Below are 21,805 nucleotides of genomic sequence, written 5' to 3'. Positions count from 1 at the left end.
CTTAATGAAAATATTACTTATTGAACCAGTAATAGATTTTGGTTAACCCGAGTTTTCTGATGATCACCCCCGTAAATAAAACTAACTTTATCGCTTTCATATCTTGGGTATTTATATCTATTTAACATATTTTAACATATATTATTGTGCTTGGGGGAAAATATAGGTTATAATGTTTGTTTTTTTTGTCGCCTGCGCTGACCGATATAGAGCCCAAGGATCACGAGAAATGTGCCGCAAATGGTGTACCAGGTGATGGCTTCATCCATTAACCACCAGGCGTAGAAGAAGCCAAAAAGCGGACATAGAAAGAGCCATAAAGACGCTTTTACAGTATCTGTTTTTAGCAGGTAAAACCAGCAGATGAGGCCAATCACGGATACGGCCAGGCTGAGCCATAGTACCGCATACCAGAAGGTCTGGTCGGCATGAAAGGATTGAAAATCGGCAAAAAAGCAGGTTACAGGTAAGAGGAATAAACCACCAAGACTTACCTGCCATCCGTTGATCAGCAGGTTCGGTAAGGTCCATTTAATCCGGGCATAGTAAACACTGGCAAAAGAAACGATCACCATGCTGAGTAGGAGCAAGCCGATGCCCAAAATGCTGGTGCTTTTATCCTGCAGTAAAGGATAGGTGGCGAAGGCTATTCCCGACATTCCCAGGAAAATACTGAGGATCTCGGAAGAGGTAGGCCTGCGCCCGATGAGCCAGGAAGAAAACAGCACAATCAGCAGGGGATTGGTAGATACGGCCAGGCTTCCGATTCCTGCGGCGGTAAACTTCATGGCATATACGTATAGGCCCAGATAAAGGCTGGTGTTCAAAAAGCCGAAGATGGCGAGTTGTTTCCATTCCCTTGCACTGGGCAGCCGGTATATTTTGTTGCTGCTCCATCCATAGCAATACCCGAGTAAGACCAGGCCGGCCAGGAGGAAACGGATATTTGCCAGAATTAAAGGAGGAGCAGATAGTACCCCAAATTTGGTAGCTACAGATGCAGAAGCCCAAAGCATAGAAAATAATATCCCGGTTCCGATGTTCTTTAGGCTGTCTTTTGTCATTTGTTGTTAAACCTAACAAATTTGGGGGTTTATCTGGCCATTTAAAATGAAATGACGGTCCGGAAAAATGAAATTATTGATCGGGAAAATGACACGATGGTCCGAAAAATGACATGATGATCCTGAAATATGAAATGTTAATGCGGATTACTGTTCCCGGAGCACCTTGATCAGGGCCGCAACTTCCTGGTCACCATAACCGGCAAGCTCTGCTTTTTTAAAGAGTGCGGCGGCAAAAGCAGGGAATTGGGTGTTGATGCCCGCATCGATGGCTGTTTGCTCCAGTCGCGCAGTAGCGGCCACTGAAATGCGGAGCGGGCTTTCTGTGATGGTGTAGTTTTCGGCATGTACCATATTTCCCTCATGTCTTAAAAATTCGCCAAAGGATGGACTGATGCCTGCTATAATTTTCGCATAGGCTGCAACAGAGAGCCCCTGGGATTCTATGATCCTGGCACCATGGAAGAAACCGATGGACGCTCCATATATATAGGATAAGGTGGCAAGGTCTACGGTTGGGGATGCGGCTATTTTCTCGCCGAGGTAACTGATGGAACCACCAAAAACTTTCAGGATTGGTTCAGCAGCGAGGTAGGTTGCTTCTTTTCCGGAAATCAGGATCGGGGTATCCGGCTGTCCCATTTGTCTTGGCGCTGCCTGAATGCCCCCGTTGATATAGCTTGCACCGTTTTCTGCTGCCCATAATTCCGCTTCAATGGCTTCATCAGGACTGATGGTACTGAGTTGCAGGACTAACTTTTGATTCAGTACTGCCCTGACTGCTGCGGTATCTAAAATTTGCTGACTGGCCTGGTAGTTGTAAACACAGATGACAATGACGGGACTTGCGATGATGGCTTCGGCAATGTCTTTGGCAAGGATAGCCCCCTCTTTGACCAGCTCATCGGCTTTTCCGCTGCTCCGGTTCCATACGGTAACCTCATATCCTTTCTGAAGTAATAACCTGGCCAAGGTAGTTCCCATTGAGCCAAGACCTATAACGCTTACTTTGTTGTTGTTTTCTGTTTTCATCTTTTTGCTGTTTTATGAAGACAAAATTCAACAGAATTGTGCGGCCGGAAAATAAGGGAAAAAAGATTCAGTGGGGGAATAATTATTCCCTGTGAAGGAAAACAGGCCGCAAATATTTTATACATTGTGGGATAAAATCTATGCTCATGTACGAGAGAAAAATCCCGGAAGACCTCGAATGCGGAATTAATATAGCGATGAAAGTATTGAGCGGCAAATGGAAACCCTGTATCATTGATGGCATTAACAGGGGAATCAGAAGGCCGAGTGAATTGCACATGCACATCGATGCTGCAGCACCAAGGGTGATCAATATGCAGCTTCGGGAGCTGGAAGAATATGGGATCATCTGTAAAAAGGTCTATCCCGGGCTTCCCCTAAAAGTAGAATATTACCTGACGGAGATAGGAGAGGGTACCTTACCTGTGATCCGGGCCTTAGACCAGTGGGGAAATGAAAACCGGGAGCATGTGATGAAAGTCGTTCCACAGGGACAGGAATAAGGGCTGCTGGAGTCATCAGGTGAGGAATAAGGACAAGAACTTAATAAAAACTTAACGGTGCCCATGCCATAGGTATTTTTCTATTCCTTTATTTTTGCAATAAATTTATATATTGGTATCACCAAATAAACCACCTAAGACCAACCTTTATTGAAATCGCTGACAGATCCGGCATTGCTGGCCTTACTGAAACAAGACAATGATGAAGCATTTAATGAAATTTATGCGCGTTATTGGGATGTGGTATACGCCATTGCCTGTAAGAAGCTGAATAACCGGGAAGAGGCCAAAGACGTTGTTCACGACCTGTTTATGGTGATCTGGATGAAGCGCCATACCCTTACCATCACAACTACCTTTATCGGATATATTTATATCATCCTGAAAAATAAGCTCACCGACCTTAACCGCCGTCAAAGCCTTCGGATCAAACATGATGATGAGCTGCTGAAAGTGAGCAGCGAAACTGACCATTCTCTATTTGAACAATTCGCCTCTAAGGACACAGCACAACACCTGCAGCTGGAAATCCAAAACATGCCGGTAGGAATGCGTAAGGTATTTTTAATGAGCAGGGAAGAAGAGTTGTCTATCAATGAAATTGCCGGCCGGCTTTCCATTTCCTCACAAACGGTGAAAAACCAAATCACCAGTGCCTTAAAAAGACTCAAGTCAAAATATCCCTTCCATTAAGTTTCTGTTAAGTTTGGCAAAATGCCCTTTTTGCCATAGTACTCCTTCAGTTCATGTCCGTTATGTATTTCGGAGCCCGCAAAAAACTATCGGTTTATGCGTAAAAACCATTTAAAAAATGGGAAAGCTTGAAATATATTTATGTAAATGAAAACCAGTTACTTAACGAAAATCCCCATGAGGTACAAAAACCTGAAAATTGCCCTTTTTGCGATGGCCACCCTTAGCATTGCAGAAAGCTGTAAGCAGAAATCTACGGAAGATCTGCTCTCAGATGCAACGCGTCTGAAAACAAAAGAAATGTCGGCAGCCGCTGCGGCCGGAAACGCCGGCATTACGCTGAACTGGGACCAAACTTATCAGCGGATCGATGGCTTTGGTGCCTTCGGTGGCAGGATTGTTCCTTTCTTTGAGTCCCAGAAAAGGGATAGCATCCTGTCCTATCTCTGGGGCGAAAATGGTTTACACCTGAACATGGTGCGTGGCAAAGTGCTGCATACTTATGGCTTTAACCAGCAAACGGGAGTAGTGACAATTAAGCCGACAGGGGTAGACATTGATGTGGATGTAAACAGCAATGCGTATAAGACCCTTACAGATGTTCAGAAAGAACATTTAGGACAATTGTGGATCCTAAAGAAAATTAAAGAAAGGTATCAGGTACCGATTACCTTTGCCAGTACCTGGACGCCGCCATTGTCTATGAAAACCAATCCAAACAGCGAAAGCGGAAAGTGGTTTAACGGCTTGAACTTCAACACCAGCTCGAGTGCCTTTGCGCGATATCTTGCAGGTTTTGCAAAAGCCTATCAGAATGAAGGAATTAACTTCTATGCAATCTCACCTTCCAATGAACCGGAAAATGTCTTTTCCGATTGGGATGCTTCTTATTGGAATTCTGCTCATCTGGGAGAATTCATTACCAATAATTTAAGACCTGCATTAAATCAGCAGGGACTGAACGCAACAAAAATCCTGTCTTCCGAAAATGCAGCATGGGGTACCGCAAATACTTTCCTCGGAGGAATGGATAAAAGCAATGTAGATATTCTTGCAGGACATGGTTATGTGGAAATTGGAGAGCTGATCGGAGGAAAAAGAGGCCTGAATCAAAATCCGGTCACCTGGAATTACGCCACAGGCAATAAGCCGGTATGGATGACCGAAACTTCGGATGATGGTGGCACTTACGACAACAGCATTACCGGTGGATTGAAAATGGCAACAAGTATGCATAAATTCATGGCAGAATGTAATGTCAACGCTTTTGTATATTGGCTGGGAATGCTGGCCATCAGAAACAATGAATCGCTGATCTGTACAAACGGAGATGGTTCCCTTGATTTTCCAAAGACCTACGATGTAATGGGGCAATTTTCCCGTTATGTACGTGCCGGATATTTCCGCTTTGGGGCAAACGTTCAAAACAACTCAGAGCTGAAAGTCTCTGCTTATAAAGATCCGGCAACGGGCAAGTTTAGCCTTGTGGTGATCAATCCCGGAACTCAGCAACTGACAACTACCTTGAATTTGCAGGGATTTTCTGCAGGTAGTCTGATCGGTTATCAAACCACAGGAAACAGCGCTGCACACTGGCAGCAGGGCAGTCCTGTAAGTGCGGCGGCCGATGGCAGTTTTACATTGAACATTCCGGCTCAAAGTGTAACTACTTTCACCGGGCTGAAAAACTAACTGTTTAACAGTACAGGTCCTTTTATATAAAATTAAAATCTCCCGCAGAGTGTATACCTCCGGGAGATTTTTTTTATTCCCCCTATGTTGATTTCGTTTCATTATTTCGATTATCTTAGTTAAACCCCTTATTGCTTAATTCAGGGGTAAATTTGTTGAATATGAAAAAAACATGCGCTTTATCCCTTCTTGTTGTTTGTTTAATTCAGGGTGTTCATGCCCAGGATATAGATTCAATTGTACGGGAGGCCACAGTCCCGTTCTTTGCAGACGGAACAAAAGCCGGACTTTCTGTTGGGGTCCTGAAGAACGGAGTGGCTTCTACCTGGCATTTTGGAACAACAACGAGGGGCAAAAGCAGCAGGCCGGATAACGAAACGATTTACGAGATCGGCTCCATCACCAAGACTTTTACCAGCATGTTACTGGCTCAGGCAGTTTATGAAAAAAAGGTGGATCTAAATGACGACATCAGAAAATACCTTAAAGGCAGTTATCCCAACCTGCAATATAAAGGAAAGCCGATTCGCCTGGTTGATCTGGCAAACCTCACATCGGGACTTCCGGATAACCTCCCCGAAAAAATGCCCGCATTTAAATCAAAGGACAAAGCAGGACAGCTTTTTGAACTAAAAAAGATTTTTGATGTATATTCGCAAAGCCAGTTTCTGAAAGACCTTCATCTGGTTAAATTGACGCGGGAACCAGGACTAATACCGGCACATTCCAATACAGCTGCGCAGCTCATGGGCTTTTTACTGGAAAATATCTATAAGAGCAGTTATACGGACTTACTGAAAAAATACATCACCGGCCCTTTAAAAATGGAAAACACATTTGTTACTGTACCTGCTGCTTTAAAATCACGTGCTGCAAGTGGTTATAATGAGAAAGGGGTTTTAATGCCGGAAATTCCAAAGAGTGCAGGAAGCGCCGGGGCATTAAGCTCAAGTCTGATGGATATGATCAAATATATTGGTCATCAGCTGGAGGAAAAAGAAGCACAGGTGATCATGGCGCATCAGCTTCGCTGGGGAGATCCGGACGACTCGGGAATAGGTTTAAACTGGAGGTTGAAGACGAATTTCGATGGAAAACGTAAGATATGGGCCTCCGGAGGTACTTTTGGTTTCGCGAGTTATAGTGTGCTTTACCCGGAGCGGAATTTTGCAGTGGTCGTACTGAACAATCAAAATAACAATGGTTCGGAGGATGGATTGTCTGATCTCGCTCAAAACATTTACAATGCTTTCTATTTTACCGCAGAAGAGCGGTCGGCAGAAGGATTCGGATTTTCTGCAGGGGTCAGGATCTTACTCGATTCCATGAATAAACGGGGCTTTGAACAAGCCATTGTGCTCACAAATGAGCTAAAGAAAAAGGATGCCTTTTTTAAGTTGCCGGAAACTGAATTGAATGTGTTGGGCTATGAGTTTTTGAGAAAAAAAGAAAAGAACAAGGCGCTGGAGATCTTTAAACTAAATGTATACCTGTTCCCCGAAAGTTCAAATACCTATGATAGCCTCGGGGAAGTTTACGAGGTTTTAGGAAATAAAGCTGCTGCAATCCTTAATTATAAACGGGTGCTCGAACTTGAGCCCGGAAACCCCAATGCTGCTGCTCATCTGAAGAAACTGATGAATAAATAAAAAAAGATCATTTCCGCATAGTACCTCTTTGGTCCTCATTCGTTATGTACTTAGTATATGAACGAAAAAGACAAAAAAGACCTTTATAAAGAGTTCGGAATCAATGACCCTAATGAGTTTTTCGAAGGGGAAAATGACCGGGAAGCCATCCGTCAGGAAATCCTGGGACGGATCCAGGCTACAAAAGAAATTCATAGCAAACAGCAAAGCAGACCTGGCATAAAGAGAAACTTTATCGGCATGGCTGCTGCTATCGGGCTGATCCTGATTTCCGCAGCCCTGATGTTGTATTACCAAAATTCAGGATCCCAGGGGGATTACATTACCGTGGTGGTTCCAAAAGGACAGACCCGTGAACTGCGCTTGCCCGATGGATCTACAGTCTGGTTAAATTCAGCAAGTACCTTAAAATACCCGAAGAAGTTTGGAAAGAAACGGACGGTCTACCTGTTGGATGGAGAAGGTTTCTTTGACGTAGTCCATGATGCACACGTGCCTTTCGTGGTGGACGCTTCGGGCATTAAGACGAATGTGCTGGGCACATCTTTCGTGGTCAAATCCTATAAAAAACTATCGACCATGAGCGTCTCGGTAGTCACAGGAAAGGTCGCAGTAAGCGATGACGAAAAACAATTGAGCGTATTGGTAAAAGATCAGGAGGTGGTGTACCATAAAGACCACCGGAAGCCTAGCGTGGTAAAAGTGAAAGCCCGGGAAAAGACAGCATGGAATAGCGGCAAAGTGATCCTGAATGCAGCCAGTTTTGAAGAGGTCATTCTGGCAATGGAGAATGCCTTTCAGGTGAAAATCAACTACGACTTGGAAAAGTTTAAAAGCTGCAGCACCACGATCAACTTCGATACCAGAAAAAGTCTGACCGATGCAATGGAAACCCTAAAAGATATACAAGGAATAACTTACCAAATCAAAGAAAAGGAGGTACTTATAGTAGGTAGCGGATGTAATTAATTGATCATTAGTATAAAAAAAATGATCAGTACCTGTTGGAGCAGATACTGATCTGAATGTACAGCATGCGGGCAACTCTTCGAAAAATTTTCCGGATGGCTGTGCTTTGTTTCAAACAATTTTTAAAACGAATAAAAATATGAAAAAAAACATTACTACACTAATTCTTAAGATAATGAAGGTAGGATTAATAGTGTTTGCAACGTTACTGACCTCTGCGGGGACCTTATTAGCAGAAACGGTCTTCAGCCAGAACCTTAAAGATGTTAAAGTTAGTATCAATCTTAAAGGCGAATCCCTGGAAAGGGCCATAGAAAAAATCAGCAAAACGAGCAAAATGGACTTTTCTTATAACAATAATGAGCTGAGAAAAGTGAAAGGGATTGTGCTCGACGTGAGCCATATGCCATTGAATGAGGTACTGATCCAGCTGCTAAAGGGGACGCCTTTTTCTTATAGAGAGGCAGATAAAAATGTCGTGATCTTCCGGAAACGGGATCAGGATGCCGTTCCGGTGCTATCCTGGATCAATGAAGCAATTTTAATTAAAGGGGTGGTTACCGACGAGCAGGGCGCGCCGATTCCAGGCGTTTCTGTACGCATCATGGGAACTCAGAAAAACGTATCCACAGATGTAAATGGAAACTATCAGATTGAAGCAGGTTCTCCTGCCGATGTACTGGTATTCTCTTATGTCGGACTAACAGAACAGAAAGTAGTGATCGGAACGAGAAAGCTGATCAATGTAGTCCTGAAAGACGACGATAAATTTTTGAATGAGGTAGTGGTAGTAGGTTATGGTGTTCAAAAGAAAACCAACCTGAGTGGTGCCGTAGATGGGGTGACGAGTAAAGAAATTGAAAACAGACCTTTTTCAAGTGTCGGAGCAGGTTTACAGGGATTGATTCCCAACCTGAACATCAGCGTGACGAGCGGACAGGTGAATAAAGCACCTTCCTTTAATATCCGTGGTTTTACTTCCGTAAATGGAGGAGGACCCTATATCCTGGTAGATAACGTTCCTTTTACCTCAGATGAGCTGATGGCTTTGAATCCTGCAGATATCGAGAGCGTAACCTCACTGAAAGATGCGGCATCTGCTGCGATATATGGTGCAAGAGGTGCATTTGGCGTGGTATTGATCACCACAAAAAGCGCCAAAAGTGCAGATCTGAAAGTTGGTGTGAATACATATTATGCCATAAGAAACCTGGGGAAAGTACCAGCTGTGGTAACCGACCCATTAGAGGTAATGGAATATAAACATGATGCGGCTTATCCTTTGTATAACCTCTTTCCGGATAATGTAAGGGAATATGCGAGACAGCGTTCTCAAAATCCTTCCTTACCCTCAGTGATTATTTCGCCTTCGGATCCCAATGCCTGGATGTATTATGGCAGTACGAACTGGATGGATGAAGTGTACAAACCAAGTGCACCGACCTATAGTGCGAACATGAACATCTCCAAGAAAGATGAGAAGCTGAGCTATTATATGTCATCGGAGTATTTCCGGAATGATGGAATGCTTCGTTATGGTAATGATACCTATGACCGCTATAACCTGCGTGCAAAAGCGGATTATAGTCTTTCAAAATGGCTGACGATCGGAAACAATACCTCTTTCATGTCGAGTACTTACGATGCTTCTTCGTATGGTGGAGAAGGATTTTTTCACAATGTGAACAGACAAAGTTCTTTAGACGTACCGAGAAACCCTGACGGAAGCTGGACTTCTACAGGTGCAGCATTGCTTGGCAGGTTGCAAAGCGGAGGCCGTTCGGTAACGAGAAGCAATAACTTCCAGACCACATTCACCGCAAAAGCAAGCCTGGTGAAAGACATCTGGGACCTGAAAGCAGATGCGACCATCAGAAGGATCGATACCGCAGGGAAATCTTACGAAATTCCGGTAGCTTATAAAACAGGTCCGAATTCAGCAATAAGCTATAGTGGTTCAAACCCGGGCTGGGCGCAAAATGACGACAGACATATCAGACACAACATCTATAACATTTACACGGATTTTCATAAAACATTCGACACCAAACATTATGTACAGGTACTTGCCGGTTTCAACCAGGAGTACAGAAACCGTAATGCCGCATGGGTAAACCGTAAAGGTCTAATCAGCAGTACACTTCCTTCCGTTAACCTGGCTACAGGCGAATTAACGAGTAAAGAGTACATCGAGGACTGGGCAGTAAGGGGTTGGTTTTACCGTTTGAATTATATTTTCGACGATAAATATATCCTGGAACTGAATGGCCGTTACGACGGGACTTCCCGTTTCCCTACCAATGACCGCTGGGGTTTCTTCCCTTCGGCTTCCGTTGGATGGGTGCTGAGCAAAGAGAAATTCTTTAAGCCGGTGGCGGAAAAGTTAGGCATCGACCTGTTGAAATTCCGCGCTTCTTATGGCGCATTGGGTAACCAGGACGTAGGCGCGTATTATTACATCCCTGCAATGGGCTCCGGACAGATCAATCAGATTCTGGATGGCAAAAGGCCAACAGAGGTAAGACCTCCGGCAGCAGTAGCACCAAGCCTGACCTGGGAAAGGGTATCTACAGTTAACTTCGGTGGAGATGTGAGCCTCTTCAAAAACCGCTTAGACCTTAATTTTGATGCCTATACCCGTTATACAGAGGGAATGCTGACCAAAGGCAGAACACTTCCGGGACCATTTGGAACGGTAGAACCTAAAGTAAATTCAGCGGATTTGAAAACCAAAGGATGGGAGATCAGAATCGGATGGAAAGATGGTTTCTTATTGGACAACAGCCAGTTCTATTACAACATTGGTTTCAATATGGGGGACAGCAAAACTTTCATTACCAAGTTCGACAACCCGAATGGCCTCTTATCTGATTACTATGTGGGCAGGCAAATCGGAGAAATCTGGGGATTAGAGACCGAAGGTTTCTTCCAGTCCAAAGAAGAACTGGCAAGTCATGCCGATCAAAGTGCAGTAGGTGCGGATGATACCGGATATAAATTTGATGTGGGAGATTTGAAATTCAAAGACCTCAACAATGATGGTAAAATCAACAAAGGAAAAAATACACTTGCCGATCACGGAGATCAGAAGATCATCGGAAATGATGAAGCACGCTATCGTTACGGAATTGACCTGGGGGCAGGATGGAAAGGTTTTGACATCCGCCTGTTCTTCCAGGGTGTAGGAAAAAGAGATTGGTATCCAAATGCCAGCAACCATTACTTCTGGGGTGTATATGCACAACCATGGACAAATGTTCAGGTACACAACCTGGACCACTGGACGCCGGAAACACCAAACGCTTATTTCCCAAGGGTGAAAGCTTACATTGCTGAAGATGCAACGGAGCTTGGAAATCCACAGACGAGATACCTTCAGGATGCTTCTTACCTGCGTTTAAAGAACCTTACGGTAGGTTATACCCTTCCTAAATCTTTAACGAGCAAGATGAAGATGGATAAATTGAGAGTGTACTTCAGTGCTGAAAACGTATTTGATGTGTCGCACATCAAAGCGAGATTAGACCCTGAAGGACTGGACGGAAAAATCTATCCTTTCCAGAAAACATTCTCTTTTGGTTTGAACCTTAATTTTTAACGCAAGAAGCATCATCATGAAACTAAGAACAACATATATCCTTGCTTTAGGATTGATTACTATAGGGATGACTGCCTGCAAGAAAGACTTCCTGCAGAGAGATCCGCAAACAGAAATTACAGAAGGCTCATTCTTCCAGTCGCCGGCCGATTTGGAAACCTATAGCAATGGCTTTTACAGGTATCTTTCTCCAAGTTATTCGGACATCAATTCGGATAATATCGCGAACTATAATGCCGATGGGGAAGTAGACCTGCTGGTAAGAGGTGGCTTATCCTCGGCCAATGCTAGCGGTTGGGGCAAAGCAGATTGGGAAGCATTACGCAGAATCAATTTCATGCTGGATCACATCCCTCAGGTAAAGGGCGATCCTGCATTGATCAGACATTTTGTAGGTATTGCACGCTTCTTCCGCGCCAATTTCTATTTTGAAAAAATCAGGAAATACCACAATGTTCCCTGGTTCAGTAAAACATTAACTGCAGATGATCCAGCCTTAATGAAAGGCCAGGACCCAAGGGCACTGGTGGCCGACTCGGTATTGAGCGATCTGAACTATGCAGCAGAAAATATCAAACCGGATGGCACCAATACCCGTGTTACAAAATGGGCAGCATTAACCTTATTGTCGCGCTTCGCTTTGCATGAAGGTACGTTCAGGAAATACCATGATGAAATTCAGTTGAGCGGCGATTATCAGCGCTTCCTGGATGCGGCAATTGCTGCCTCGGCAAAAATCATGAAAGATGGTGGATTCAGCATCACGAACACGGGAAAAGGAGGATTGGATTACCGGGATTTGTTCGCCAGTGCCAACCTTACCGCAAATAAAGAAGTGATCATGCTGGCAGATTACAGCAAAGAACTGGGACTGGGAAACAACAGCCATACGGTTCTTGATTATACCTGGTCGCTGAGCAGAAATCTTGCAGATACCTATCTGAAAACTGATGGTACACCTTTCACGTCCAGCCCCGGATATGATACCAAAGTATACACGGAAGTTTTTGCAGACCGTGATCCGAGAATGATGGAAACCATTATCAATCCTGCATTCAGAGGCGCGAGCACATTGGATGAACCTTACCGGATCAAGCCTACATTGGGCGGTTACAACCAGATCAAGTTTTATCCGCGTTCTGCGGACCTGAGACAGGGATGGGAATTGAATTATACGGATTTGCCGATCTTCAGGTATGCAGAAGTATTGTTGATCAATGCAGAAGCGAAAGCCGAATCCGGAACCATCGGTCAGGCCGATCTGGACCAAACGGTTAACCTGCTGCGTGCACGTGTAAAAATGCCTTCAATGAATGTAGGTGTTGCATTGGATCCTGTTTTATCGGCTACTTATCCAAATGCAAACGCTTCAAACCGGGCATTGTTACTGGAAATCCGCAGGGAGAGAAGGGTAGAGCTGGCTTGCGAAGGTCGTCGTTTTGATGATTTGATGCGCTGGAAATCAGGTAAACTGTTTCAGGATAGTCAGCAGGGAATGTATGTGCCCGCATTGGGTGCAATGGACGTGACGGGCGACGGGCAACCGGATATCGCCATCCTGGCTTCTCCAAATGATGAATCTCCGATCGCAGCCTTGCCTGCAGCTGTCAAAGAAAAATTATCCAAGTATTACCTGAAGGATAAAGATGGAAAGGACCAGAATTTCTACCTGAGCAAGGGGACTTCCGGTTTCATCGCCTTTACCCGCGACAGGGATCAGCCGAGGGTTTTTATAGAGCCTAAATATTATTACAGACCTATTCCAATCAGCGAAATGGTCGTGAACCCACAGCTGAAACAGGTATTCGGTTGGTAATGAACGATGAAGAATTAATGCCTTAATCCAGCAGCAGGTTGAAAGACCTGCTGCTTTTTTTATATTTTTAAAACACACACAAATAGAAATAATGAGGTTAATTTTAATGGTCACAATGGCACTGCTGACTTCGGTTGCAGGGGCGCAATACAAGGGCAAAGTCTTTGTAGATAAGAACGGAAATAAAACGGCCGAGGCCTCCGAAAAAGGAATGGCAGGAGTGGCGGTTTCTGATGGACAGCATGTGGTCCGCACGGATCAGGATGGAAACTTTAACCTGCCGGGACATGCCAAAACAAGGTTTATATTCGTCACCCTTCCCGCAGGATACAAACTTGCCGATAAACACTACATCAAAACCGACGACAAAGTAAAAGCGTATAACTTCGGCTTGTTGCCAGATCCGACGAGTGCAGGTGCTTCGGTAAAAATGCTGCAAATCACGGATACAGAAACCGACAAATACAACGACTGGATCGGTAACTTAAAGAACTTCTCCAAAAAGCAGGACATCAGCTTCATTGTGCATACCGGAGACATCTGTTATGAAAAAGGTCTTAATTTCCATGCAAGTCAGGTAACAGCAGAAACCCTGGGCAAGCAGGTGTTTTACTGCATCGGAAACCACGATCTGGTAAAAGGGGCTTACGGAGAGGAATTGTTTGAAAGCCTCTTCGGTCCGGTATATTATTCATTCGATGCAGGGCCTGCGCATTTTATCGTTACGCCAATGCGCTCGGGAGATGTTCAGCCTTCTTACACGGTGGATGAGGTGATCAGCTGGATGAAGAATGACCTTGCGGCAACGGATAAAAATAAGCCGGTGATCATTTTTAACCATGACCTCCTGACGTATAATGATCAGTTTGTGCTCAAAGGAAAGAACGATTCGATTCAACTGAATGAGAACAACCTGAAAGCATGGGTCTATGGGCACTGGCACAATAACTTCGTCAGAAAAAGCGAGAAAACAGGCATTCAGTACATCTCTTCTGCTTCGCCAAGCATGGGCGGAATAGACAATTCAGCCGGACAATTTCTATCTATCGAGATTGATAAGGATGGAGTAAAAGAGATCAAACCGCATTATACCTACCTGCATAAGCACCTGGTGGTGAATAGTCCTTCGGGCAGGGATATGGTATGGATCAAAGATGGTGCATTGCAGATCAATGCAAATATCTACGATAGTGAGACGATGCTGAAATCCGCAAAAAGCATCATCTATGATGAAAAAGGAAATCAGCTCAGCACAACAGCCTTAACTGCAAATACAGATTGGAGCTGGTCCGGACAGGTTCCGGTAACAAAGTTATCCAAAGGGAAATCCCTGACGATTCAGACGGAACTGATCTTCAACGACGGACAGGAGTATATCCAGAAACAGAAATTCAGCCTGCCACTGAGCAGTAACCAGGCAACAGCAACAACTTCATCATCATCAGACAAGCAGACTCATTTGTCATTGAAATGGACTAATAACGTTAAAGGAAGCGTATGGAAAGCCAACCCTTTACTGGCGGAAGGAAAATTGTTTACAGCAACGATAGACGATGCGAATAACCTGCTGTGCGGCGTAACGGCACTGGATGCTAAAACGGGGAAAGTTGCCTGGCATTTTAAAACCCGGAACTCTGTGAAACACGCAATTTCTTACGATTCAGGCCTGATCTTATGTACGGATATGGAAGGCTTTACTTATGCGTTGAAAGCCAGTAATGGAACATTGGTCTGGAAAAAGGACCTGGGAATGAAATACCTTCCGGGTTATGTATCCGGCGGAATTGCAGAAAAAGGGATCTATTATACAGGCTCCGGAGCTTATTTCCAGGCGCTGGAAGTGGCAACAGGAAAGACCTTATGGACAAACAAAGAATGGACCGGCGGGGAGGGAACCCCGGAAAAGATGACCATCGCAGGAGATGTCATCATTACCGGAAGCAACTGGCAGAGCTTATTTGCGCACGACCGTAAAACAGGAAAACTATTGTGGAAAAGAAGCGACGAAGGACTCCGCTTCAGAAGCAGTACAGGGATCTATAAAGATGGTAAACTGTACATCACAGGATTAAATACCTTATTTATTCTCGATCCTTTAACAGGAAAAAACCTGGATAAAATCGAAGCAGGTTACGAGTTTAAAGTGATGGCTACACCTCTGATTACGGATAAATATATCGTGATGCCTACGGCAAAAAACGGAGTAGTGGCCTACGACCTGAAAACCTTAAAAGAAGTATGGAACAGACCTACAGGAAATGCGCTGGTTTATTCGGCTCCATATACAGGACCGGAATCAGGAACAGTGGAAAGTACGGTTGTAAAACACGGAAATGAATTGTTGTTTGGCGCTTCTGATGGCCATATTTATGTGGTTAATGAAGATTCAGGTATGGTCTTGCAAAAACTAAACCTCGGTGCCCCTGTCTTTGCTGATCCGGTATTACAGGGTAAGGAGCTCTTTGTGGTTGATTTTGCAGGAAATGTATATGCGCTGAAAATTAACTAAATCTGTTATTGGAATAGAAGGAGGGACTTCGGCATGAATCTAAACTGGTATTAACGGAGTCCCTTCCTGACAATTTAGTTGAAAGTATTTATATAATGATGCTGTTAGCGTGGGTGATGCTTCAAATGAGACGATAAACAAAACTGATGTTATAAAATTAACGTTGCAATATTGTTGCATCCTAACACTCGTCCACAGTTAATTGTTACATTTGGCGCATCAATTACAAAAACAATGAAGAAACTTATCTTAGTATGTCAGTTGGTATCGATTGCTTTTTATGGAATCGCCCAGAATAAAACACTGACCATGCAGGATGCAATGAGTAATGCCCGCACTACCCTTGCTCCTGAAAACCTCTCGCAGGTTCAGTTCATTTATGGAACTGAAGATTATGTGTATGCAAAGCGCCTGGCCAATGGCCCGGTATGGATGACCGGTAATTTCAAATCTAAAGAAGAACAAACTTTCCTTACCCTCAGCCAGCTGAACCAGAAATTAAAAGCGGTACAAAAGGATACATTAAAGGCAATGCCTTTTATTCAATTTAACCAGGGTGCCGACTGGATCCTGTTCCTGAATGGTGCCAAAGTAGCCTTTAACCCCGCAAAGAATACCTATAAAACGGTGGTTAGTGCAGACCTGGCAGGTAAAACAAATGCAGAAGAAAGCGAAGCGGGTTATGTGGCCTATCTGGACAACTTCAACCTGTTCGTATCCGACGGAAAAGAAGCAAAACAAGTTACAACTGATGGAACCAAAGATATCGTCTATGCTTCCTCTGTTCACAGAGATGAATTTGGAATCTCCAAAGGAACCTTCTGGAGCAACAACGGCAAACAGCTGGCTTTCTACAGAATGGATCAGCAAATGGTTTCAGACTATCCGATCATCGACTGGACCTCACGCCCTGCAAAAAATGTGAATATCAAATACCCAATGGCAGGAGACAAGAGTCATGAGGTTACAGTTGGCATTTATAATACGGCAACAAAAGCGGTGGTATACCTGAAAACCGGGCAGCCTGCAGAACAATACCTGACTAATATTGCCTGGAGTCCGGATGATAAATATGTATATATTGCGGTCTTAAACCGCGGACAAAACCACATGAAGCTCAATCAATATGATGCGGCAACAGGTGATTTTATCAAAACCATTTTCGAGGAAAAAGATGAAAAGTACGTGGAGCCACTGGTACCAATGCTGTTCCTTAAAACCGATCCTTCAAAATTTATTTGGCAGAGCAACCGCGATGGATGGAATCATTTATACCTGTATGACCTTAAAGGGAAAGTCCTAAAACAACTGACCAAAGGCAACTGGGAGGTGATAGAAGTAAAAGGCTTTAACCCTAAAGGTGATCAGCTGTATTATGTATCTACCGAAGAATCGCCAATCACAAGAAATCTATATGTATTGGACATCAAATCCGGAAAATCGAAAAGGATTACCCTGGGAGCTGCGGTTCATAATGCACAGGTGAGCAGCTCGGGGAATACGGTGATCGACAGTTACAGCAATCAGGATCAGCCAAGGGTCATCCAGCTGATAGAAACCGCTTCTGCCAAAACTAAAGTTCTACTTACCGCAGCCAATCCGCTTGCGGCGTATGCTACAGAAAAGTCTTCGATCTTTACCATCAAAAGCAATACTGGCGATGACATTTATTGCAGTCTGTATAAGCCAACCAATTTTGACAATACTAAAAAATACCCTGTCATTGTTTACTGGTATGGTGGTTCTCATGCGCAATTGATTACCAATAGCTGGAATGCCGGAGCTGGCGATTACTGGTTCAGGTACATGGCACAGCGTGGATATGTGGTGCTTACCATTGATACCCGTGGCAGTGATAACAGAGGTAAAGCCTTTGAGCAGTCTATGTTCAGAAAAGTAGGTGATGTTCAAATGGAAGACATGATGAAAGCTGTCGATCATTTGAAAGGTTTACCTTATGTAGATAGCAGCAATATGGGCCTATTTGGCTGGAGCTTTGGTGGTTTCAACACCGTTGATTTTATGGTAAATCATCCTGGTGTCTTTAAAGCTGCGGTTGCAGGTGGTGCCGTGATCAACTGGAAGTTCTATGAAGTGATGTATACAGAACGTTATATGGATACTCCTCAGGAGAATCCTGAAGGTTTTGCTGCCACTAACTTATCTGATAAAGTAGAGAATCTGAAAGGAAATCTGCTATTGATTCACGGGATTCAGGATCCGGTGGTATTGCAACAGAACACTGTTGATTTTGTAAAACATGCGGTTGATAAAAATGTTCAGGTAGATTATATGATTTATCCGGGGCATGAGCACAATGTGACGGGCAAAGACCGTGCGCATCTTTATCAGAAAGTAACGGATTATTTTATGCTTCATTTGAAGTAATTCGGTTTTGACGTTATGTGTATTGACGTTTTATGTTAATGCGCTGCGTTGAGGTTTATGTTATTGCTTTAAGTTGAAGCTTTAGTTATCGCTTTATGTTGAAGCCTGTGTTAGTGCTTTATATCGAAGCTTGCGTTATTGCTTTATGTTGAAGCTTGCGTTAGAGTTTTGTGTTAAAGTTTTACACTAAAAAAAAGCCTATGTACTTTTCGGTCTCAAAATCTTTTGAAGGAAAGATTTTACAGGTCCTCAAAGCACATAGGCTTTTTTTTTATAAAATTAAGTTCCGGAAGAAGGATCGTATCAGCATGATGCTGACCTGTTAACTTTTAGATCTGGCGGATAAGAGAAGTGCGCTAACTTCTGATGGCATGTGATCATCCTGCCAATTTCTTTCTTTCTCAATTGATTTGTCTGCGGCCTTTATAGCTTTCAATGCATATTCTACCGCCCTTAACGAATGATCAGCCATATGAGCAGTAGCCACCGTATGTCCAACTGCACGTGCAATGGCAATTGAAACCGGATCGGAAGATGCATTGGCAACAGCTATAGCTTGTAAAGAAGCATTCCTGGCATCTCCAACTGAAGCCTGCCCGTTCCCCCAGGCCTCTGCAATATTCAAAGCATCCTTTAAACGCTCATCTATGCCTCCCGGAAAAAGAGCCAATACATGGGAAACACAACTATGGGCCCAATTTATCAATTGGTGATGTGCGTCTCTGCTAAGCGGACCCCCACGATGAACAGCAACAAATCGTTTATCTCTCATTTTTTTCTCTTTAAAGCACTATCTCTACTGGTTATTGTCCTCTAAAGCTAAATTAGCATTTTTTCAATTCCTCTTTAAGCCCAATGGTCTTTCCTTTACAGTAAACCTCCTGTCGCTGTATGCGCGTTTCCCTGTCTATCTCTTTTCTACGCCCAGACTGTCCTCCTTGCCTTGCCGCCCAACAAAAAATTGGGTGCTATGAGCTGGCCTTCCAAATGTTTTGCCCTTCAGCAAAAGATTTGAGCCAGCGAATAGTATCCCTATTTTTTTTCTTATTTTTGCAGCTCAACTGATACTTTTCTTTTTAAAATGAGCATTTCTACAAAATACGACCCGGCAGCGACTGAAGATAAATGGTACAGCTACTGGATGTCAAAGAACTTTTTCCATTCTGAGCCGGATGAGCGCGAGCCCTACACCATTGTAATCCCACCGCCCAATGTGACTGGTGTTTTACACATGGGACACATGTTGAACAATACGATTCAGGATGTCTTGGTCCGCAGGGCGAGGATGCAGGGAAAGAATGCGTGCTGGGTACCTGGTACAGACCACGCTTCCATCGCTACAGAGGCGAAAGTTGTGGCGATGTTGAAGGAGCGGGGTATTGAGAAGAAGGACCTGAGCAGGGAAGAGTTTCTGAAATATGCGTGGGAGTGGAAGGAAAAGTACGGAGGTATTATCCTGGAGCAATTGAAAAAGCTGGGTGCTTCCTGCGATTGGGAGCGGACTCGTTTTACAATGGACGAAGGAATGTCTGAGGCGGTGATTGACTGTTTCATTCATTTGCATAAGCAGGGAAGAATTTACCGTGGTATAAGGATGGTGAACTGGGATCCTGCGGGTAAGACTGCAGTTTCTGACGAGGAGGTAATCCGTAAAGAGGTAAATCAGAAATTATACTACATCAAATATACGGTTGCAGGTACGAATGATCAGGAGTTCCTGACCATTGCGACTACCCGCCCGGAGACGATCATGGCGGATGCTGCAATTTGTATCAATCCGAATGATGAGCGTTATACACACCTGAAAGGGAAGAAAGTATTTGTTCCGTTGATCAACAGGGAGATTCCTGTGATTGAGGATGAGTACGTGACGATGGATTTCGGAACAGGATGTTTGAAAGTTACACCTGCGCATGATTTAAACGATTATGAACTTGGAATTAAGCACAAGCTTCCTGTAATCGATATCTTAAATGACGATGGTACTTTAAATGAGCTGGCGGTAATCCTTGTTGGTGAGGACCGTTTCATTGCGAGAAAAAAGATCGCGGTGTTATTGGATGAGGCCGGACATTTGGATAAGGTAGAAGATTATAAATCTCAGATTGGTTTTTCAGAGCGTACAGATGTGGCCATTGAGCCGAAATTGTCTTTACAATGGTTCTGTAAGATGGATGAGATGGCTAAACCGGCACTGGAAGATGTGTTAAACGGTGATATAAAGTTGATTCCGGAGAAGTTTGGAAATACTTACCGTCATTGGATGGAGAATGTCCGGGATTGGAATATCAGCAGGCAGTTATGGTGGGGACACCAGATTCCGGTATGGTACGACGACCAGGGAAACTGGGTGGTTGCAAAAACTAAAGAAGCTGCTTTAGATGAATTTTTAAAGCTTAAAGATATTGACGGTGTATTTACGGCGACGGAAGCTGCGGGCTTTAAGCATCAGCTGGCGCCGTTTGTGAAACAGGATCCCGATGTAATGGATACCTGGTTCTCTGCCTGGTTATGGCCGATCTCGGTTTTTGATGGCATCAGAAATCCGGACAATGCGGAGATCAACTATTACTATCCGACCAATGACCTGGTTACTGCTCCGGAGATTTTATTCTTCTGGGTAGCAAGAATGATCATGGCCGGACATGAGTTCCGTGGAAAGAAACCTTTTAACAATGTATACCTGACCGGTATTGTGAGAGATAAACAAGGACGTAAGATGTCTAAATCTCTGGGCAATTCACCTGATCCGATTGGCCTGATTGAAAAATATGGTGCTGATGGGGTAAGGGTAGGAATGCTGCTGTGTTCTCCGGCAGGAAATGACCTCATGTTTGATGAGAGCTATTGCGAGCAGGGCAGGAACTTTGCCAATAAGATCTGGAACGCTTTCCGTCTGGTTAAAGGATGGGAAGTAGATGAAAACCTGGCTAATCCTAATGCACAGGCGATCTTATGGTTTGAAAACCGCTTTAATGAAGCATTGGCTGAGATTGAAGATAACTTTAAACAATACCGTTTATCTGAGGCATTGATGGCTTCTTACAAACTGGTATGGGATGATTTCTGTGCCTGGTATCTGGAAATGGTGAAACCTGCTTATCAGCATCCTATTGATGCGGAAACATTGAAAGTAACCATCGGTTTCTTTGAGAAGATTTTAACCTTATTACACCCGTATATGCCTTTCCTTACGGAAGAATTATGGCATGATGAATTGTTTGGTGAAAAGGGAGAGATGGACTGCTGTATCGTTGCGGTTTATCCTGTCGTAGGAACGGCTGATGCAGCATTGCTGAAAGAAGTTGAAGTCGTAAAAGGCCTCGTTGCAGAGATTAGAAACGTACGTAATACCAAACAGATCTCACCTAAAGAAGCTTTGCCTTTAAACATTAAGGTGAACTCCGGACTGGACTATGAGAAATGGATGAACATCATTTTCAAACTTGCAAATATCAATGAAGTGGAGTTTGTAAATGATAAGATTGTCGGAGCTGCCAGCTTTATGGTGGGGAACGACGAGTTCTTTATCCAGTTGAACGAGACGATCGATGTAGAAGCAGAAAAGGAACGCTTAAACGCAGAATTAGTTTACTTGCAAGGCTTCCTGAAGTCTGTTGATGCAAAGCTCAGCAACGAACGTTTTGTGCAGAATGCGAAACCGGAGATCATTCAGAACGAACGCAATAAAAAAGCAGATGCGGAAGCTAAGATCGGCATTATTGTAGGACAGATCGAATCCCTGGTTTAATTGATCAGGATTCTTTTATCATAAACATTATCAAATGAAAAAGACAACCTTTAGGGGTTGCCTTTTTTTGGGGTGTTTTTTTACTTGTTGTATAGCAGCTCTTTTACTTGTTTTACAGCTGTTCTTTCGCTTGTTTTATGA

13 protein-coding genes are annotated in these 21,805 nt (G+C 43.8%); 10 read left to right on the top strand and 3 right to left on the bottom strand.

Translation table 11 applies throughout. The features are described 5' to 3' along the window. Nucleotides 1-167: 167 nt before the first annotated feature. Nucleotides 168-1,064, bottom strand: coding sequence for a DMT family transporter (locus DBR43_RS21670; RefSeq protein WP_124584607.1), 897 nt, complete (start codon nucleotides 1,062-1,064; stop codon nucleotides 168-170). A 147-nt stretch (nucleotides 1,065-1,211) separates the two neighbouring features. Beyond that, nucleotides 1,212-2,096, bottom strand: coding sequence for an NAD(P)-dependent oxidoreductase (locus DBR43_RS21665; protein ID WP_124584605.1), 885 nt, complete (start codon nucleotides 2,094-2,096; stop codon nucleotides 1,212-1,214). Nucleotides 2,097-2,242: 146 nt separating this feature from the next. Here DBR43_RS21665 and DBR43_RS21660 point away from each other — a divergent pair, with 146 nt between their 5' ends. The 9 genes from DBR43_RS21660 to DBR43_RS21620 all read left to right on the top strand — a co-directional run bounded on the left by DBR43_RS21660 (nucleotide 2,243) and on the right by DBR43_RS21620 (nucleotide 17,913). Then, entirely contained in the window at nucleotides 2,243-2,599 is a 357-nt protein-coding gene (locus DBR43_RS21660; protein WP_124584603.1) for a winged helix-turn-helix transcriptional regulator, read from the top strand. 150 nt (nucleotides 2,600-2,749) lie between these two features. Next, nucleotides 2,750-3,292 (top strand): RNA polymerase sigma factor, encoded by a 543-nt coding sequence (locus DBR43_RS21655; protein WP_124584601.1) that lies wholly within the window; start codon nucleotides 2,750-2,752, stop codon nucleotides 3,290-3,292. A gap of 147 nt (nucleotides 3,293-3,439) precedes the next feature. Then, nucleotides 3,440-4,984 (top strand): glycoside hydrolase, encoded by a 1,545-nt coding sequence (locus DBR43_RS21650; protein WP_233603142.1) that lies wholly within the window; start codon nucleotides 3,440-3,442, stop codon nucleotides 4,982-4,984. Nucleotides 4,985-5,145: 161 nt separating this feature from the next. Further along, nucleotides 5,146-6,633 (top strand): serine hydrolase domain-containing protein, encoded by a 1,488-nt coding sequence (locus DBR43_RS21645; protein ID WP_124584599.1) that lies wholly within the window; start codon nucleotides 5,146-5,148, stop codon nucleotides 6,631-6,633. Between the two features lie 57 nt (nucleotides 6,634-6,690). Beyond that, nucleotides 6,691-7,602 (top strand): FecR family protein, encoded by a 912-nt coding sequence (locus DBR43_RS21640; RefSeq protein ID WP_124584597.1) that lies wholly within the window; start codon nucleotides 6,691-6,693, stop codon nucleotides 7,600-7,602. 139 nt (nucleotides 7,603-7,741) lie between these two features. Then, nucleotides 7,742-11,200, top strand: a complete 3,459-nt coding sequence (locus DBR43_RS21635; RefSeq protein ID WP_233603140.1) for a TonB-dependent receptor — start codon at nucleotides 7,742-7,744, stop codon at nucleotides 11,198-11,200. Between the two features lie 16 nt (nucleotides 11,201-11,216). Beyond that, a complete protein-coding gene (locus tag DBR43_RS21630) occupies nucleotides 11,217-13,016 on the top strand; it encodes a RagB/SusD family nutrient uptake outer membrane protein (RefSeq protein ID WP_124584595.1) in 1,800 nt (599 codons plus the stop codon). 91 nt (nucleotides 13,017-13,107) lie between these two features. Beyond that, nucleotides 13,108-15,525 carry a PQQ-binding-like beta-propeller repeat protein gene (locus tag DBR43_RS21625; protein ID WP_124584593.1) on the top strand — a complete coding sequence of 806 codons (2,418 nt, stop codon included), beginning with the start codon at nucleotides 13,108-13,110 and terminating at the stop codon, nucleotides 15,523-15,525. 234 nt (nucleotides 15,526-15,759) lie between these two features. After that, nucleotides 15,760-17,913: a S9 family peptidase gene (locus DBR43_RS21620; protein ID WP_124584591.1), complete on the top strand. Its 2,154-nt coding sequence runs from the start codon at nucleotides 15,760-15,762 to the stop codon at nucleotides 17,911-17,913. Nucleotides 17,914-18,235: 322 nt separating this feature from the next. Here DBR43_RS21620 and DBR43_RS21615 read toward each other — a convergent pair whose 3' ends face one another. After that, the gene (locus tag DBR43_RS21615; RefSeq protein ID WP_124584589.1) at nucleotides 18,236-18,685 is read right to left on the bottom strand and encodes a putative immunity protein; all 450 of its coding nucleotides are present in this window, start codon (nucleotides 18,683-18,685) and stop codon (nucleotides 18,236-18,238) included. Nucleotides 18,686-18,994: 309 nt separating this feature from the next. Here DBR43_RS21615 and DBR43_RS21610 point away from each other — a divergent pair, with 309 nt between their 5' ends. Then, nucleotides 18,995-21,664, top strand: coding sequence for a valine--tRNA ligase (locus DBR43_RS21610; RefSeq protein ID WP_124584587.1), 2,670 nt, complete (start codon nucleotides 18,995-18,997; stop codon nucleotides 21,662-21,664). The last annotated feature ends 141 nt before the right edge of the window (nucleotides 21,665-21,805 follow it).

The organism is Pedobacter sp. KBW06 (assembly GCF_003852525.1).
Lineage (GTDB): Bacteria > Bacteroidota > Bacteroidia > Sphingobacteriales > Sphingobacteriaceae > Pedobacter.
This window is presented reverse-complemented; position numbering and strand designations above follow the sequence as displayed.